The sequence below is a fragment of the Halalkalibacter urbisdiaboli genome (genome assembly GCF_002156385.1).
GTDB classification, from domain to species: domain Bacteria; phylum Bacillota; class Bacilli; order Bacillales; family Bacillaceae_D; genus Halalkalibacter_A; species Halalkalibacter_A urbisdiaboli.
Genome location: NZ_MVJM01000002.1, coordinates 223,139 through 241,908, shown reverse-complemented (window position 1 = coordinate 241,908; position 18,770 = coordinate 223,139). Strand labels below are relative to the sequence as shown.

Here is an 18,770-nt window from a genome sequence, read left to right as displayed (position 1 = left end):
ATTATCGATATGGTTTTATAGTCTATAATGTTTTACGAAGCATTTTGGACTGTCAACACAAAACTAGACAATATTTTTAAGGTGTTTCAATTTATAAGTAACTGGGCTTGTATAACCCAGCGTACTGTGAATTCGGTGATGATTAAACCAATGAACATAATCACTTAATTCTCGATTTAATTCTTCTAGACTCTCATAGTGTCTGCCTTTAATAAACTCGGTTTTAATGACCTTGAACGTTGCTTCTGCAACCGCATTGTCATAGGGACAACCTTTCATACTTAAAGAGCGTTGAATCGAGAATGTCTTCAATGCATCATCAATCAACTGATTTTTAAATTCACTTCCACGATCAGTGTGAAACATTTGTATCTGATTTAAGTCCGCTTTAATCGAAGCTAATGCTCGATAAACAAGATGTGCATCTTTCTTTTCAGCCGTACTATAACCGATTAACTCACGATTAAAGAGATCAATAAATAAGCATATGTAATGCCATTTTTTATCGACTCGTACATATGTTAAATCGCTGACAACGACAGCTAGTGCCTCGTCTTGTCCAAATTTACGATTTAGTTCATTTCTATCATTGGATTCATTTGGTTTTGAAGCGTGTGGTCTAAATTGAGCGACTGTGTAGACGGACACAAGTCCTTGAACATTCATCATCATTCCAATCCGTCGTCTGGACACAACGTGTCCAAGTTTCTGTAGCTCTTGTTTGATTCTACGAGTTCCATAGGTTTGACGACTTTCATGAAAGATACGGGTGACTTCGTTCATTAGTGGATCTACATTTGGTCTTGTTTTGGCTTCGTAATAGTACGTACTTCTTGGGAGTTGTAGGACGTCACACATTGCTGATACTGAGTATTTGTGCTTGTTGTTACGAATCACATCTACTTTCGTCCCATGATCAGCGCGGCTTGCTTTAAAATGTCATTCTCCATTTCCAACTGCTTGTTTCTCTTACGCAGCTCTAGTAGCTCTTTTTGTTCAGCAGTAAGATTATCTTTCTCTTTGAAAGAACCTGAATTCTGACTTTGGGCGACCCACTTATCAAAAGTCGAAGGTGTTAAGTTATATTCACGAATAATTTCTTTACGGGGTTTGCCACTTTGATAAAGTTGTACGATTTGTCTTTTGAATTCTTCACTAAACGTTCGACGTTTTCTTTTGGTCATTATAGATTCTCCTCAATCGTATTAATTGTAGTCTACTTGACCTTAAAAAATCTGTCCAACTAAGTGTAGCCTATCCATTTTAATTTATAGTGTACAAAATGAAATGTTATATTAACTCCAGATAAACAAGATAAACAGGGTGTACCAAAAAGGATAATCTTTTGTGGTACACCCTGTATCGCTTAGTTAACCTTGAACTTTTGTGTCATGGTAGAAAGTGAACGTGAAAGACTTGTTAATTTTAAACCAATTTGATGAGTTGTTTCTACTTGTTGTATTTGACTTTCACTTGTGGCTAGCATTTCTTCTGCGCTAGCAGATGTTTCCTGTGATACGGAACAAAAGCTTAGTGATGCCTGTTCAAGTTCAGGTAAAATATCTTTTAAAACGTTTAACTCTTGCTTCATTCCTTTAAGATTAGAGCTAACTCCTGAAATTTCTTGCATTAACTCATCAAATGAGTCCTTGGACTCATTTGCCATTCCTAAATTTGTTTTTGTTTTTGTTAGCATTTGTTCGAATTCTTGAGTAGCTTCAATTGTTACATTTTCCATGTTGGTAATCGATACTGTAATCTCTTCAGTCGCGGTGGATGACTGTTCAGCTAGTTTTCGGACTTCATTTGCAACTACAGCAAATCCCTTACCAGATTCACCAGCTCGAGCCGCTTCGATAGCTGCATTTAAAGCTAAAAGCTTGGTTTGTTCCGCAACTCCTTGAATGAGGCCGACAAGACTTGTGATTGAGAGAGAGTATTCTTTTACTTGCTTAATAGTGCTCGTTAAGTGTGTAAAATCTTTTTCAAAGGTGCGGATGGTCTCGATTAACTCAGTTACCTTCGTTTCTCCCCGGTTGGCAGAAAGAGTCATATCTTCAGAGTGACTAAATATAACATCCATATTATTCATGATTCGTTCAACTTTTTGTTTCATTTCTTTAAAGCTATTTACACTAACTTCAGAACTACTGGCTGTTTCTTCAGCACCTAGCTTTACAACATTTATCGCTTCTATTAATTGATGACTGTAGGATAGGGCATTATCTGATGAGTCTTTTAATTCACCACCCGTTTGATCTAGTTCCTCGGTAGTGTCTTTAAGTTCTTGAAGCATAATTCTCATCTGTTTAATCATCGCTTCGTAGCTTTTATGTAAGGAGTTAATTTCGGGTAACGTTGTATTAAGTGATCCAGATGATGATAAATTTCCTTCACGAGCTTCACGCATCGTCTTTCTAAGTAAAGTTAAGGGTCTAGTTATCGAGCGAACGAAAAGTAAGATAATAATCGTAGACAAAACAATGCTAGTAATAATCACGATAAGTGTGAAATTGGCCATCTGTGTTACGGGGCCCATAAATGATTTATTTTCTACGATTAGTGCATAGGTTCCGTTTATTTCTGCCATTTCATGAAAGGTGATTGTGAAGTCTTGTCCATTTATCGTGTCTTTAAAAATACCGTTCTTTTTATGCTCTATTTTATTTATGAGTGAATCAGATAAAGGTGGAAGAGAGGATTCACTCACCTTGAAAGGGTGATACTGACTGTCAACTATATAAAAGAAGTCAGCCGCCATCCCATCTGATTCGAGTTTTTTATGCTGTGAGCGAACATTTAATTCTAATTGTTGATTAAAATAGTCATCATCACTAACATAAAGAAATTTTAAGTTCGCAGCTATATATCCCATTAACTCAACTTCGCGAAGTAAACGATTTTCGATTGATTCAACTGTCATATTTTTGGCGTTTTCGTATGAACTGATACCAACTGTTACACTTGATAAGACTAATAATAAGATAAAAATGCTCAACAATCGGTTACGTAAACTTATCTTATTAAAAAAATGCAAATAATTTTTTTTGGTCTGAAGTAAGAAATTATAACTATTAGTTCCCAAATAAATAACCCCCATATGATTTCATTTGTATATCTATTAGTTAAATAGTAACAGTTGATTATTAAGGAACTATTAAGTTTTAGTAAAAATTCGTCAATTATTGACAAGTTATGTAAAAGAAAGTTGAAAAATGCAAAAACCAGGATGCTCCAATCATCCTGGTTAAAGTAGTTATAAGGATGTTAATAAGAAACCGCCAATGGCCCCTGTTAAAACGATCACCCAAGGTGGTAGCTTCCAAAACACTAGCATACTGAATAATACAGCTGCTAAGGCAAAATCAATTGTAGATAAAATTGAACTCGTCCAAATAGGATGATAAAGTGCAGCAATTAAGATGCCGACAACTGCTGCATTAACACCCATTAAAGCTCCTTTTATTTTAGGGTTCCGGCGCAATGAGTTCCAGAAAGGTAAAGTTCCTAAAATTAGAAGGAATGCTGGGAGGAAGATGGAAACCGTAGCTAATAGACCACCTTGCCAACCGTTAACAACTGCACCAATATAAGCAGCAAATGTAAATAGCGGTCCTGGTACTGCTTGGGTAGCACCATATCCAGCAAGAAATTCTTCTTCAGTAAGCCAACCTGTTGGAACAAATTCACGCTCGAGTAAAGGTAAGACAACGTGTCCTCCACCAAAAACAAGAGAACCTGAGCGATAAAAGCTATCGAACATTGCAATCCAAGTTAAATTTGTGACTTCTCTTAGTATTGGTAGAATAATAAGTAATCCAAAAAATAGTGTTAAACAAACGATAGCAAAACGATGCGAAATAGGGAAATTGATTTTTTCTGATTCTGAATCAATCGTTTGGTTTCTATATAATAGAAGGCCAATAAAACCTGCTAATAAAATGATTCCAACTTGTGTGAATGCGGTTTGCCATAGTAAAGTTGCAACGATTGCAAAAAGTGCAAGAGTTTTTCTCTTAACATCAGGTGTTAAGTTTTTGGCCATTCCTAATATTGCATGAGCTACTACGACAACAGCGACAATCTTCAATCCATGAATCCAACCTGCATCAGTAAATCCAAAGCTGTTAAGTAGCAAAGCGAAAACGATTAGAGCAATAACTGATGGGAGGGTAAATCCTAGAAATGAAACAACCCCACCTAAAACACCAGCACGCATAACACCAATTCCAATTCCGACTTGGCTACTAGCTGGACCAGGAAGAAATTGACATAATGCAACTAAATCGGCATAACTCTTTTCATCCATCCATTTTCTTCTGCGAACATATTCTTCGTGGAAATAACCTAAATGGGCAATTGGACCTCCGAATGAGGTGAGCCCTAATCTAGTTGAAACCATTAAAATTTCGAATAATAAAATTAACTTATTTTTGCTCGTATTATTCATAATCATCTTCCTTTCTGTATTAATCTTTAATTTCTTTAAACAGGTCAAAGGCTTTCTTTCTGGCTTCTCTTAAGAGAGCTTCTCCCTTTTTAGTGGTTGAGTAATACTTTCTAATTTTCCCTTCAACCTTTTGTTCTTCTCTACTTAGTAGTCCATCTGCTTCCATGTTGTGAAGAATAGGATATAGGGTTCCCGCACTGATGTCGTAACCATGTTCCTTTAACTCCTCTAGTATCCATAATCCGAAAATAGGATGTTCTAGCGCATGATGTAAGATATGTATTTGAATAAAGCCTAAGAAAAGCTTTCGTAATACTCTATCCTCCAAACTGTTCATCTCCTTTTCAATATCGAAATTCGATATTACGAGCATAACAAGATATTTTTGCTGATTCAATTGATTCAAAATAAATTAACATAAATTTTAAATAATAACTCCCTAATTTGCCTCTTGTTATTAATAGGCGCGGGTTAATTGAGCATAATAAGTAATAAGTTATTGATTTTAGATTAATAACGGTAAGGGGAGGTAAAGCTACTGTCAGATATGTTAGACAGAACGTAAACAAAACTTATGTTAAATGGCTTTAAAGAAGCGCTTACATTTTCTTTACAAAAAATTAATAATATTAATATTTACATATTCTTAATACTTTTTTAACATTGTACGTATGTGCTGAAAAATGTCGAACTGAAGGGATGATTGTTTTGGATTTACAAACATTATTGTTTATGTTTTTTGGGGGATTAGGGATTTTTCTATTTGGAATTAAGTATATGGGGGATGGTCTCCAAAGAACAGCAGGAGATCGTTTGAGAGAAATTTTAGACCGTTTTACTACAAATCCGCTTATGGGGGTTCTTGCGGGAATTGTTGTTACCATTCTGCTTCAAACAAGTACTGGTACTACAGTTTTAACAATTGGTCTTGTAAATGCTGGGTTTATGACCTTAAAACAATCTATCGGTGTCATCATGGGTGCTAATATCGGTACAACCGTCACAGCTTTTATTATCGGTATTAAAATTTCAAAGTATGCACTGCCTATTATTGCAGTAGGTACGTTCCTAATATTTTTCTTTAAAAATAATAAAGTAAATAATTATGGACAAGTTCTCTTTGGGTTTGGTGCTCTTTTTTATGGACTGAATCTAATGGGGGATGCTTTAAAGCCATTAAAAGAAGTACAAGCGTTTGCAGACTTAACTGTAAGTATGAGTGAAAATGCCTTATTAGGTGTTCTAATTGGAACAATTTTTACAATGGCTGTACAAAGTTCTTCCGCATCAATTGGTTTATTACAAACCTTGTTTTCTCAAGGGTTAATGGATTTAAATGCAGCACTTCCAGTACTTTTTGGTGATAATATTGGTACAACGATAACCGCTGTTTTAGCCGCTATAGGTGCCTCTATTACTGCAAAACGGGCTGCATTAACTCATGTTATCTTTAACTTAATAGGGACAGTAATTGTCCTAATTCTATTTAAACCTTTTGTTATTTTAATTTCTAAACTTCAAGTGTCGATGGATCTTAATCCTGAAATGACCATTGCATTTGCACACGGTATATTTAACGTATCGAATACAATTATTCAGTTACCTTTTATTGCAATTTTGGCATTGATTGTAATTAAAATCATACCAGGTCAAGAGTCTGCTATAGAATATAAAGCTCTACACTTAGATGAACGTTTTATAAGGGAATCACCTTCAATAGCCCTTGGGCAGGGACAGAAAGAAGTATTAAGAATGGCTGAATTAGCTGAAAAGGGACTTGAAGAAGTAGGACTTTATATGAAAACACAAGAGAAGAAACATGGCGAACTAATTCCACAATTTGAGGACGCAATTAATAATTTGGATAGAAAAATAACAGATTATTTAGTTCAACTATCATCACATTCGCTTTCTACAGAGGATTCAAAACTACATTCCACGCTTTTAGACACCGTAAGGGACTTAGAGAGAATTGGCGATCATATGGAAAATATTATGGAATTAGTTGAAGGGAAAATAGTTAATAAAGTGAAATTTTCTGATTCGGCAGTTGAAGATCTAGATAAAATGTTTGATTTAACATTATCCACTTATAGACAGGCTATTAAAGCATTAGAAACACGCAATGTAGAGGAAGCTAGGGCGGTTCTTGAGAAAGAAGATAGAATTGACAAAATGGAGCGTGAGCTTAGAAAGAAACACATCATACGTCTTAATGAAAATCGTTGTACCGGGTCTGCAGGGATTTCCTATGTGGATATTGTCAGTAATTTAGAACGTATTGGAGATCATGCAGTAAATATTGCTGAAGTCGTTATCGGTGAAGACTAAATCGCTGAGGCAGTTGATGGAGTGTTTTATCTCTTTTCTAGCATAATATAAGAAAAACGACTGGATGGGGATCCAGTCGTTTTTCAGTTTGTCGAATGAATACTAATTGGGATGAGAAGTATTCAAAAAAATTATATCAAATCAAAAATATCGATGCAATTTGTCGAAAATCATTTTATAAAAACTTAACAAAATTAACTTTTTGTTTACAATTAACGCTTATGTCAGTGCTTCTGGACAGTGGATGCATGATGTAATAGACCCCAATTTGGGAAAATGACTAGGAGTGAAAGAGCGAGGAGCCCTCCATAATTGACGACAAGTGAATGAGATTTGAATTCCACAAAGTTGTTAACAATAAGCTCTCTTGTTAATGGGAGGATGAATAGAACTGTAAGACTTGCTAAAAGTGTTAATCCACCAACTAGACCTAATCGATAAAATACAGAACTTATGAAAAAGCCTATTGAAATAAATAGAAAGCTGATTAACGAGTCAAACCAAAATTGATGAAAGGAGGAGTTTGGTAATGATGTAGCTTGAACAGAATATAAAAGTGATACATTCTCTACTTGATTTAACGTAAGGATTGATTCAAATAGTAAATTGACTAGAACTAGAACGAAAGACATGACCATCGCTAACCCTAAATTAAAAATCGTTGCACCGATTATATATTGACTTCGAGTCGCACCAAGTTTGATACAATTAGGAAAGGTATCTTTTGTTAATAAAAAACCAGATACGCCACAATAAATAAAAATAGCAAGACTTGGTGAAGCTATAACATGTGTATCGAATGATTTAGCTAGTATAAACATCAGTCCCAAACTAGAAATTAGAATCGACCAAAACACGGTAAAACTAAATCTAAAATCTACGAGTAGATAATAAAGAATCGCACGAATGTCTTTAAACATATTTTTCTCCTCCTGATTCCTCTGTTAAATAAACCATTAATTGTTGAATTGGGCACCGTTCTGCTTCTAAATGACAAGCCTTTGCATCTGCAATCGAGTATACATCCCCAAATAAAATAGCTGTCTTTCTTCCGGCAATTTCTGTCTCATGTAGAATATGTTTGCCTTTTATAAACTGATCTACTGCCGCTTTATTCCCACTAACCTTTAGGTTAAGCTCTATTAGCTCATCAAGCTCTTTTTGTAGGAGAAGTTCTCCCTTTTTTAGTATTACAACCTCTTCAAACAAATTACTGACCTCATCTATTAGGTGAGTAGATAAAATGATCGTTCTAGGATGTTGCTCGTATTCTTCAAGGAGCAACTCATAAAAGCGATAACGTGATGATGCATCTAAGCCAATATAAGGTTCATCAAAAATGGTGAAATTTGCGCGGCTAGCAAGGCCTACCGTTATCCCAAGGGCCGATTCCATTCCCTTTGATAATCCTTTTGTATTCATGTTTCGATCTAAATGGAATTGTTCTAATAAAAAAGTGGCTGTTTCTTCTGACCAATTTGGATAGAAAAGGGAAGCAATTTTTAATACTTCTTTAATTTTTAAACGACGTTTGAAGTTTTGACTTTCGTTTACTAAACAAATTTGACTTAAAATAGACCGATTGTTAAATGGGTTACTTCCATCAATGAATACTTTTCCATTTGAGGGCAGGACATGACCAGCTAATATTTGCATTAACGTTGTTTTTCCAGCACCATTCTTACCTAATAAGCCGTATATTTTGTTTTTTTCAAGAGTTAAATTTAAGTTACGTAAAGCTTTATTCGTTCCAAATTTTTTTGTGACTTCAACAAATTCAATGCTCATTTTTAGTCTCCTTTCTGTAGTAAATCAATGATTTCTTCACAAGATAAACCTAGTTTATTCGCTTCGTTTTTTAAAGGAACAATATAATCAATAAAAAAATCTTTTTTTCGTTTTGCAAGAATAATGTCCTTAGCTCCAATTGATACAAACATCCCGATCCCTCTTTTCTTATAAATGATTTCTTGATCAACCAACTGATTAATGCCTTTTGCTGCAGTAGCTGGATTGATTTGGTAATGCTTAGCAAATTCATTGGTTGAAGGAATTTTATCCCCTTCTTTTATCGAGCCATCTAAAATACTTGTTTCTACAACTTCTGCGATTTGTTGAAAAATTGGTTTATCCTCTTTTAAGTGGGAATCCATTTTTACCCCCCAATCCTTCGTTGGTTAGTTAGTTATGTAATTAACTATATGTGTAGTAGGGTTATTTTGTCAATACTTATTAAAATTTTCCAATAGGGTGAAACTAAACCCAAACTGACTCGTATAAAAATAGGAGAGGTGAGAATGATGAATGATATTGTTTATTTTCGTGATAATTTTTTTTCAGCAGGGCAAACTGAAATCTTTGACGAAGATCAAAGATTACTAGGGTGGCTTGATTTAAAAAGCGCGTTCTCTTCCAGTGTTGATATTCTAGATGAAAATGAGGTAACTATCGTAAAAGGCTTTTTTCCATTTTTCTCAAATAAGTGGAGGGTTGTTGATAGGGAGGAGGACGAACTTGGTATTGTCCGGCAACGATTTTCATTTTTTACGAAAAAATTTGAATATGCTACTGCTAATGGCAACTATATGATTGAATCTGAGGCATTTTCTCGCGAATATAAAGTGTGGGATGAATCTGGTCAGTTGGTCGTCCACTTTGAAAAGATAAATGGGTTCTTTACCTCACCCGCTTTTCGTTTAATGAACAATAGTAAAGAGATCTCAACAAATGAGTGGGTTGCTGTTGTAATGGGGATTAGTGCGATTCAGAGTCGAAATCAATCAGCTACTAGTTCAGGAGGAGGAGCTGCACAGTAGTCAGACTTCCCTTGTTTCTCTTAAGTGGGTATAATAGGGAAGGATGACTATGAAACAGGGGGATTATTATGTTAAGTATGTATTATCAGTCACACATCGGTTCTTGGGCGATAATGATCATTCTTTTCTTTGTTAGCTATTTCTTGCTAAAAGCTAGAAAAGAAAAGGGTGCGAAAATTATTCAAATGATTTTACGATTATTTTATTTGATTATGATTGTATCTGGGGTTGGCATGTTAGTTATTTATCAGTTCCCTCTTCTGTTTGTTTTCAAAGGTGTACTAGCACTAGTGCTTCTGTATGCGATGGAAATGATCCTTGTCGGGACGAAAAAAGGTACACTCGGCTCGAAAGCGAGTATGTATTGGATTTTGTTTGCTGTATCGCTAATTGTAGTAGTTGTAATTGGGTATAGCAATAATTAATTGCAGAGGATGACTCAAAAGGTAATAATTTCCTTTTGTGTCATCCTCTCTTTTTTTATAAAAAGTTTGGTAAAATTAAAGCAATGTTAAAGGGGAGGACGGGTTAAATGAAGTGGGAAATCAAGCCATTTACACAGTTAACGACTAAAGAGTTTTATGAGATCACGCAACTACGGATCGATGTATTTGTAGTTGAGCAAAATTGTCCATATCGTGAGTTAGACGGACTTGATGAAAAGGCTTTTCACGTAATTGGGCGAGATGAAGAGCAAGTGGTAGCTTATAGTCGTTTGTTTTCTCATGGGGTATTGTGTGAACAAGCTTCAATTGGACGCGTTCTTGTTCGGGCTTCAAAACGAAATAAAGGGTACGGAAAAGAACTATTAAATCACTCAATCCATTATTTAGAAGAGCAATGTGGGACGAGTTCTATCAAAATTATGGCACAGCATTACTTAGAGCGCTTTTATCAATCTTTTGGTTTTATTACCGTCTCGGGTGTTTATGATGATGAGGGGATTCCACATGTTGACATGATACGAGAGGTGAAAAGGAAATGACAGCAATTTACGGAACAGAACTTACAATGATTGCACATCCTAATCGGTTAGCCGAGGCATTTAAATGGCAACGACAAGCAGAAAAACCTGTTTTTTATTTGCTTCCTTCTATGAAGTGGCTACAAACAGCACGTAATCGCCAACCAGGTCTACTATTTACGACATTTGATGACGTAGCAGATTACCTTCTTCACCAAGTAGGTGAGACCTTTATCGCATTAACTGAGCAAGAGCGCACCTTGTTTTTTCAACAATTTTTTGACAAGCAGCATATCACTCAAGGGAAAATTAGAGGGTATGCCGATACGTACGGACAAATAAAGCGTCTAGGCTTAACACTCAATGAAGTACCCGAATCTTTGAACAGGTTGGTTTCTCTATTTGAAGCATATGAGCAACAAACATATAAGAGAAATCTCCTCGACCCTGAACATGTTATTTTACATGCGATTCATGTATTGAGTGAGAGTCAGGACGCCCCACTAATTTCAAAGGTTATAGTAGATGGTTATTACGACTTCAGTCCGCTCCAGTTCTTGCTCTTAGAGGCGTTAAAAAGAGCAGGAGTAGAGATTGATATTTATTTACCAAATCACTGTAAACTTGAAATTATTGACGAAACGATTTCTGAGCTTGTGCGAATTGGATTTACTTCTAATTACAAAATAAATGAAAATAAACTTCGGACTTCTGAAATGGAGATCGTGGCAGCTACTACAAAGGAAGAAGAGTGGAACGGAGTACTAACGGATATTTTAGTGTCTGAGTGTCCCCTTGAGGAAATTGCAGTCCTAATGGTCGATGAGCGTCGTGATTATGAGGAGTTTATGCGTCAGGCAAAAGTAAATGGTATTCCTATTAATCGCTCGAAGACGATTCCTTTAAGAAATACCCGTGTTCATAATGTATTGTTATCTTGTATCCAACTAACTGGAGCCTATCAAACAAAATGGGAGCGTCTACCTCTGATTGAACAGCTTCTCTCAGTTTATTTTGTTGAAGGATTACAGTATGCGAAAGTAAAGCAGCACTTTTTGCAGACAAATGAAATCGTCGATGAAGTGATAGACGCTGCTTACAAGACTGTTCTTCAAACAACATGGCCCAAAGCAGCGAGTTTGTCTTCCTATCTTGAACGAATGCATGAGTTGATAAAAGCATTCGCCTTTGAACTTGAATGGGAGAAAAAGAGTATGGCAGAAACGAATACCGTCAAGCTAAAACAGTTTATCCTTGAACAGAAGGCATTAGATGTGTTACTTGAAAAACTTTCAAACTATGAAAATGAACTTCAGGAAAAAAGCTTAACATCTTTCGAACTAGATGTGGATATTTTTCAAGATTGGTTTAAAGAAATAGGTGAAACGACGCAGCTATATATAGAACGTGGTACAAAAACAGGTGTTCAAGTTCATTCATGGCGTGATATTGCTCTTTTTTCTGGTAGAAAAGTGTATGTTGTTGGAATGAATGAGGGAATATTTCCTGCTGCCCATCAGCTAAGTGGTTATGTGCAAGAGCGTGATTTGTACGAAATGCCGATCCGTTTTGGAAAGCCGAATCAAGCTCATTTTAGAAAGAAACAAGACGCATATTTTCAACAGCTCTTTTATATCGCAGAATCGATAACATTTACGTATGTCGAAGGGCTAGATCCGAGTCATCCGTTGCTGCCTTCCCCTCTATTAGCTGATCTATCATTGAAGAAGCGCAACTGGTCTTGGGAGAAGAGATTATCCCATTCGTTTGCTATTTCGTTACGAGATCGTTCTGAAAAAATCGCTTACCACTTAGGGAAAGGGTTTCAAGTAGAGGAGATTCCGGAGCGACTAAAAGAAATGAACCAACATATCGAGCGTTTGGCTTTAGGAGAGGAAACGGTAGAGGTAGAAAGGAAGGAGCCGGTTGTTTCGATTACAGAGCTTGAGAGCTACGCACGCTGTCCATTTAAGTATGCAATGGAGCGCGTATTCCATGTTCAGGAGCCACAAACACAATTAGAACAAGTTTCTCCACTCGATATTGGTCAGCTTGTTCATACATTAATAGAATCAGTTTATAAAGAACTAGAGTTAATCGGACTACCGTTTGGGCAAATAACTGCGGAAATTAAAGAGCAAGTACCTGCCTTAATAGCATTACGTTTTGAAGAGCTTTGGGAGCATATTGAGGCCCATTCACATGACATTTCCCAGCTTGATTTGCAACTTGTTAAAAAGGAATGGCAACGGAAATTATCAAAATGGTGGCAAGCAGAATGTAAGCATTTTTGGGACAACCCTAAGGTTCAAGATATGAAAATTGATACGATGGAAACAGGTATACGCTGGGAGCTTAATCTACGAAGTGGTGAACGGCTCGTTTTAGTAGGTAAGGTAGATCGGGTTGATGTGAAAGAGGATGGCTTCGTTCTCTATGACTATAAAACGGGGAACGCTTCAATCAAAATGGAGGAGGAGGTACGGACTGGGTTAAAACTTCAGCTTCCCCTCTATACTCATGCTATAAGTCAGGAACTTCAACGTAAAGGTCATTCCGTTCCTGCGCACGGCGCTTCATATATTTCACTAAAAGAGCCAGGAAAACGGGCGGGAAATGGGATTTGGCGGTCGGAGCATGTTGGCAAAGAATCACAATATAACGTAAGTGCTCAATGCCGTAATCGTGAGGATGAGCTTGGGACAAATGCTTTTCTAGAAAAATATGAGTTAGAGCAGCGAATAGAAAATCTATGGCAAGGAATGAAGGGGAATTTCCCTGTAAAACCATTGGAGTGCTCCGCGTTTTGTTCATATCGCTCAGTTTGTCGTGTTACGGAGGAACAAAAGGAAAGTGGAGGAATATAAGATGAACTTTAATAAAGCCCAAGAGGCCGCTATTTTCAGTGAGTCACCATTCGTGGTAATTTCAGCCGGAGCTGGATCTGGAAAAACACGTGTTCTTACCGAACGATTTATTTATCTTTGTGAGCAAAAATTTAAAAATCCTAATCATAATTTAGGTGCAACAGTTGAGGAAATTGTTGCGATTACGTTTACTGAAAAGGCGGCCAGAGAAATGAAGGACCGTATCCGTAAACGTATCTCTGAGAAAATGGATGAAGCTGTAACAACTAAGGAAAACAGCTTTTGGAAAGAACAAAAGGAATTGCTAGATCGGGCGCATATCTCTACGTTTCACAGCTTTTGTCAACAGTTACTTGGACAATATGCGATGAGTGCGGGACTGCCTCCTCGTGTACGTGTGATTGATGAGGTTCAGGCGAAGCAATTAAAAAGAGAGACGTTAAAACGGCTATTTAATCAGGCTTCATTTGTTAAAAAAGCAGAACCCTTTTTTTCATATATGACTAGAACGCAATTAAATTCTTATCTAGAGGACATATATGATGAGATTCGAGAGCTTTTAGCAGGGGAAAATGTGATTGCCACATTAAATGCTGAGATGATGCTAGATATCCAGATAACAGAAAAGGAAGCACAAAAAAACAAGTTGATTCAGCAGTTTCATGAACAGGCCTGTCGTTGTGCTCAACAATTCCCCCCAGTTGACATGCTTACGAAAGCTCAATCCTCGCATGTGGAGCGGTTATCAACTGCTTTTTCGTTAGATTACAGCTTCGATGATAATGAGAGCTATTTTCGTCATATAAGCGAAGTGATGCCAAAGCGTAGTGATAAAAAATGGGCAGAGCAAGTTCCATCGTTATATGAATTATTCGAGCATCACTGGAAACCTTTAAAGGAAACGTGGAAAGCGTTAGGAGGTACGACGGCAGTCGATTCGCAAACGGTAAATCTTTTAACTAGTTTTATTGAACTTTTGCAAGAGTTTGATCATCTTTACCGTGAACAAAAGGATGAGTATGGATTCGTTGATTTCTCTGATTTACAACAAAAAGCTGTCGCATTATTAAACAATGAAATGATTCAACAAGCTTGTCAAACGCAGTTTCGCCATATGATGATCGATGAATTTCAGGACACGAATCGACTCCAGCTTGATATGCTTTTTCGTATTAATCCGCTGTATCGGTTTATTGTCGGAGATACAAAGCAATCTATTTATCGATTTCGCGGGGCCAACGTTAGTTTAATGAATGAAATGGAACAAAGGGCAGCGAATGCTGATCATGCAGAAGCAATTTTAATGAATAAAAACTATCGAACACAAGCCCCAATTATCAAGGTAGTAAATCAATTATTTTCTCATGCCATGGTTGATGAACTGACAGAGACATATGAAACGGTGTATGCTCCGTTAGATGCAGAACGAAAATCAGAAAAGGAAAAGGAAAAGGAAAAAAAGGTTGAACTCATAATCAAAAGTGAAGAAGAGGATGAGCTTGATCAGTTTCAATTACTAGCTAATCGATTGGTTACTATAATCAAAAAAGGCGAACCACGTGTAGTTGAAAACGAACAATGGAGGGCTCCGCAATGGAAGGATGTTGCGATATTAATACCTGCAAGAACCGAGCTTTTACGCTTAGAGCGTGCTTTATCATCTAAAGGTGTTCCTTATACCGTTTACGGTGGAGTTGGTTTTTATGAAAGACAGGAAATTGTCGGCTTTATCACGCTTCTTCGTTGGTTAAACCGCCCTTTTGAAGAGGTTCATTTACTCGCCTTACTAAGGAGTCCGTTATTCGGTTTAACGTTAAAGGATTTTGCTTTTATCCGGCAGCAATGCCAAGAGTATCAATCGTTTGCTGATGTTCTATGTGGAGGATTGACCCAGATGGACCGTTTTCCAGAACAGATTGTCCAAGCATGTTCCAAGATTCAATCATGGTTAGCGCGTTGGGTTCCACTGCAGGTGCATCAATCATTAAAAGCAAGATTATATGAAGTTTTCGAGGAATCAGGACTACAGCAATCGTTACTTCTTCAACCAAACGGAATGCAAAAGGTTAAAAATGTTGAAAAATTAATTGCCACAATTGTAGCAGATGGTGCGAATGTTTATGAGGAAATGGTTGAACAACTGGATGAACGTATTTTGCTAGGTAGCAAGGAAGGCGAATCAGAGACGGAGCGTATAAATGGTGATGCTGTACATATCATGACGGTCCATGCTTCGAAGGGTCTTGAGTTTCCTATTGTTTTTTTACCACAGCTTGAAAGAAGTCCACAATCTGATAAAGGCTTGATTCGTTTTCATCCAACTCAAGGAATTGTCTTTCAAATAGAGGAAGAAGCAGAAATGATCGGCAATAAACCGACGCATTTGATGACACCAGGTTATGCAGCAGTAAAAGAGCAAGCAAATGCAGAAGCACGTGAAGAATCTAAGCGACTTTTCTACGTAGCAATGACGCGGGCAAGAGACTATTTAATTATGCTAGGTGAAGACCGTAATGCAAAGCATTCATGGCTTGAACTAATCAGACAGGCTCAAGCCGAGACAAGTCTATCAGATGAGTGTCTTGAAATAAATGAAGTAGAAGAACAACAAGTTTGGGAAACTGAGCTCCAAAAATACCAACCGGTTCAAATCATCCCACGGAAGGAAGCAGTAATTTCTCTTTCTGTTTCCGAAATTATGACCTTTATGAAAGATCCTATCCTCTATTATGAGAGGTACATCTTAGGAATAAGTGAACAGCGCTTGAACGAGAAGGGAGTTGGAGCAACGTCATCAATTGATTTTGCAAAGGTAGGTACCATTGTCCATCGCGCCTGCGAACTTCGAGATTATGGATTCACAGAAAAAATGGCCATTCAAGATGCTTGTTCCTATATTGAAGAAATTGAGAATAAATCTGCGTACGTAACGATTGTAAAAAATTTAATGGCTAGTTATGATGAAGCGAAAAGGAAGGATTTGGGGAAGAGTCTCGAAAATGAGTGGAGTTTTACGTTTCGGATAAATGGTGTTGAGGTCATTGGCGAGGTAGATAAGATAGTAGAAAAGGATGGAAAGGTTCATATAATCGATTTTAAAACGAATCGTATCCAGGCATCAGGTGCTGAACTTCTTCAAATGTATAAACCACAGCTCTATTTGTATAAAATGGCTTATGAACACATAATGGGAAGGTCGGTCTCCGCTATGTCGTTATTCGTTCTTCGTGATCAGGAACAGCCACTACATTCAATTACCTATGAGCCTAATGAAGAGAAAGCTGTTTATCAAGCGATCGAGCAGCTGCATGCATTAAGAGCAAACTCAACAACGAGAACTGATTATGAAATGATTAAAAATAACGAATGAGACTTTTTATAATCATCATGAACTAAGCCTAAAGTCATGTTATAATAGAGGTAAGAGAGTTTTAATAGATATTGAATCACGAAAAGAACTTTGATAAGGGAAAGTGATGAAGCGCCTATGAAGCTATCTGAATTGAAAAAACGGTTAAGGGAAAGTGAGCAACAGTATCAATCCTTGGTTCACTTTAATCCGAATGCTATATTTATTCTCACTCGGTCAGGTTCATTTTTGCACGTTAACCCAGCGACGACGAACATCACCGGGCAACCCGAGGAAGTTCTTTTGAAAATGAACTTTGAAAATTTAGTGAATGTTGAGGAACGACCGTTAGCACGACAAAATTTTAGGCTTGCTCTTAATGGAGAGGCTAATACGTTTGAAATTGAGTTAATGCATCAAACTGGACAGAGTTTGTTTGCCAATGTCACCCTCATGCCTAATCAAATTGATGGGAACATTGAAGGGGTAATTGGAATTGCACAGGACATCACGAAACGTAAGCTTGCTGAACTAAAAATAAGTAAGATAGCGAATGAGGATGCGCTCACACAACTACCGAATCGACGCTATGTTCTTGATTCTTTAGAAGTGGCTATTAAGCAAGCTAAAAAGGTGAAACAACAGATAGCAGTACTGTTCATTGACTTGGACCGTTTTAAGTTAGTAAATGACACACTTGGGCATTTTTTTGGTGATCACGCATTAAAAATGATTGCCGAACGTTTAAAAAAAGGGCTCAGTAGCAAGGATGTATTAGCAAGAATGGGGGGAGATGAATTTATCGTTTATCTTCCCGAATTAACCTCGCCGTTGATGGCTACTGATGTGGCTGAGAGAATTTTAAAAATCATTCGCAAGCCACTCATAGTCGATGGCTATGAATTTACAATTACTGCATGTATCGGCATTGCTATTTTCCCTGACAACGGCTCTACCGCTGAATCACTGATCCGTTCTGCTGATGCAGCGATGTATCGAGCAAAGGCAAATGGAAGTGATGGCTTTGAACTGTACAATCGTAATATGAACGAGGATATTTCAAAGCTGTTTAATGTTGAAAACGACCTTCGTAAGGCGTTAGAACGTAATGAGTTTAAGCTGTATTTTCAACCGCAATTTGATACACGTACTGGGAAGCTTTGTGGTGAAGAAGTATTAGTAAGATGGAATCACCCTGACAATGGTTTGCTTAGTCCAAGTCGTTTTATTTCGATTGCAGAAGAAACAGGTCTTATCATTCCAATAGGTGATTGGATTCTAAGAGAGGCTTGTAAACAAAAGGCAAGTTGGATTCATGCTGGTTATCCTAATGTTCCGATGTCTGTTAATATTTCATCACGACAATTTTTACAAGTAAGATTTGTTCATTTCATTGAAACAATTTTAGAAGAAACGGGCTTACCACCAGAGTATTTAGATTTGGAAGTCACAGAGAGTGTAGCGATTGATATTGAGCGAACATTAGGTGTCTTAACAAAGTTAACGCAGCTAGGAATTCATATAAGTCTTGATGATTTTGGTACTGGTTATAGCTCTCTACAATATATAAGTCAGCTTCCAATCCAAGAGTTGAAAATTGATCAGTCATTTGTTCAAGGAATTGGAAAGGGGCAAAATAGTGAAGAGATTATTGCGATGATTATTAATCTAGCCCACTTATTAAAGCTATTTGTTATTGCAGAAGGGGTAGAAACAAAAGAACAGCTTCACTATTTAGCTAATCAAGGCTGTGATCGGATTCAAGGCTTTCTACATTCCGAGCCGCTATCAATTGAGCATTATGAGCAATTTTTGAAGCTTCAACAATAATTGGGAATGCCCCCCAAAAAAAATACTAGAAATCGATTTTAACGAAAACTATTTATACTTTCCTATGAAGAAATACTTATTCTTTATTAAAAATATGCTATGATGAAAGAAATGAATTCTTCTACTTAAGCAGAATCGTTGAAAGTAAATGTGGGTGAATTTA

14 protein-coding genes are annotated in these 18,770 nt (G+C 36.9%); 7 read left to right on the top strand and 7 right to left on the bottom strand.

Translation table 11 applies throughout. From position 1 onward, the window contains the following. Nucleotides 1-63 precede the first annotated feature (63 nt). The 4 genes from B1R93_RS09040 to B1R93_RS09025 all read right to left on the bottom strand — a co-directional run bounded on the left by B1R93_RS09040 (nucleotide 64) and on the right by B1R93_RS09025 (nucleotide 4,778). A protein-coding gene (locus tag B1R93_RS09040; RefSeq protein WP_088103657.1) for an IS3 family transposase occupies nucleotides 64-1,184 on the bottom strand; the annotation gives its coding sequence in 2 pieces (ribosomal slippage) (nucleotides 64-935 and nucleotides 935-1,184; 1,122 coding nt in all). A 182-nt stretch (nucleotides 1,185-1,366) separates the two neighbouring features. Continuing rightward, the gene (locus B1R93_RS09035; RefSeq protein ID WP_245308250.1) at nucleotides 1,367-3,085 is read right to left on the bottom strand and encodes a methyl-accepting chemotaxis protein; all 1,719 of its coding nucleotides are present in this window, start codon (nucleotides 3,083-3,085) and stop codon (nucleotides 1,367-1,369) included. Nucleotides 3,086-3,256: 171 nt separating this feature from the next. Beyond that, nucleotides 3,257-4,450, bottom strand: coding sequence for a chromate transporter (locus B1R93_RS09030; protein WP_088103655.1), 1,194 nt, complete (start codon nucleotides 4,448-4,450; stop codon nucleotides 3,257-3,259). Nucleotides 4,451-4,469: 19 nt separating this feature from the next. Next, entirely contained in the window at nucleotides 4,470-4,778 is a 309-nt protein-coding gene (locus B1R93_RS09025; protein WP_088103654.1) for a PadR family transcriptional regulator, read from the bottom strand. A 371-nt stretch (nucleotides 4,779-5,149) separates the two neighbouring features. Between B1R93_RS09025 and B1R93_RS09020 the strand changes: the two genes are divergently transcribed. After that, the gene (locus B1R93_RS09020) at nucleotides 5,150-6,781 is read left to right on the top strand and encodes a Na/Pi cotransporter family protein (protein WP_425348944.1); all 1,632 of its coding nucleotides are present in this window, start codon (nucleotides 5,150-5,152) and stop codon (nucleotides 6,779-6,781) included. Between the two features lie 224 nt (nucleotides 6,782-7,005). Here the strand turns inward: B1R93_RS09020 and B1R93_RS09015 are convergent, their stop codons facing one another. The 3 genes from B1R93_RS09015 to B1R93_RS09005 are packed head-to-tail and all read right to left on the bottom strand — an operon-like array spanning nucleotide 7,006 to nucleotide 8,934. Continuing rightward, nucleotides 7,006-7,701: a hypothetical protein gene (locus B1R93_RS09015; RefSeq protein WP_088103652.1), complete on the bottom strand. Its 696-nt coding sequence runs from the start codon at nucleotides 7,699-7,701 to the stop codon at nucleotides 7,006-7,008. After that, on the bottom strand, nucleotides 7,694-8,569 hold the full coding sequence (locus B1R93_RS09010; protein WP_088103651.1) for an ABC transporter ATP-binding protein: 876 nt from the start codon (nucleotides 8,567-8,569) through the stop codon (nucleotides 7,694-7,696). The genes B1R93_RS09015 and B1R93_RS09010 overlap by 8 nt, the downstream gene beginning before the upstream one ends. Before the next feature lie 2 nt (nucleotides 8,570-8,571). Then, nucleotides 8,572-8,934 carry a GntR family transcriptional regulator gene (locus B1R93_RS09005; protein WP_088103650.1) on the bottom strand — a complete coding sequence of 121 codons (363 nt, stop codon included), beginning with the start codon at nucleotides 8,932-8,934 and terminating at the stop codon, nucleotides 8,572-8,574. Nucleotides 8,935-9,078: 144 nt separating this feature from the next. Here B1R93_RS09005 and B1R93_RS09000 point away from each other — a divergent pair, with 144 nt between their 5' ends. From B1R93_RS09000 to B1R93_RS08975, 6 genes are all read left to right on the top strand, one after another. Further along, entirely contained in the window at nucleotides 9,079-9,597 is a 519-nt protein-coding gene (locus B1R93_RS09000) for an LURP-one-related family protein (RefSeq protein WP_245308249.1), read from the top strand. Nucleotides 9,598-9,665: 68 nt separating this feature from the next. Further along, nucleotides 9,666-10,022 (top strand): YisL family protein, encoded by a 357-nt coding sequence (locus B1R93_RS08995; protein WP_088103649.1) that lies wholly within the window; start codon nucleotides 9,666-9,668, stop codon nucleotides 10,020-10,022. Nucleotides 10,023-10,129: 107 nt separating this feature from the next. Next, nucleotides 10,130-10,582, top strand: coding sequence for a GNAT family N-acetyltransferase (locus B1R93_RS08990; protein ID WP_088103648.1), 453 nt, complete (start codon nucleotides 10,130-10,132; stop codon nucleotides 10,580-10,582). Then, a complete protein-coding gene (locus tag B1R93_RS08985) occupies nucleotides 10,579-13,428 on the top strand; it encodes a PD-(D/E)XK nuclease family protein (RefSeq protein WP_088103647.1) in 2,850 nt (949 codons plus the stop codon). The genes B1R93_RS08990 and B1R93_RS08985 overlap by 4 nt, the downstream gene beginning before the upstream one ends. Nucleotide 13,429: 1 nt before the next feature. Then, a complete protein-coding gene (locus tag B1R93_RS08980) occupies nucleotides 13,430-16,798 on the top strand; it encodes a UvrD-helicase domain-containing protein (RefSeq protein ID WP_088103646.1) in 3,369 nt (1,122 codons plus the stop codon). 117 nt (nucleotides 16,799-16,915) lie between these two features. Continuing rightward, a complete protein-coding gene (locus B1R93_RS08975; protein ID WP_088103645.1) occupies nucleotides 16,916-18,607 on the top strand; it encodes a putative bifunctional diguanylate cyclase/phosphodiesterase in 1,692 nt (563 codons plus the stop codon). Nucleotides 18,608-18,770 lie beyond the last annotated feature (163 nt).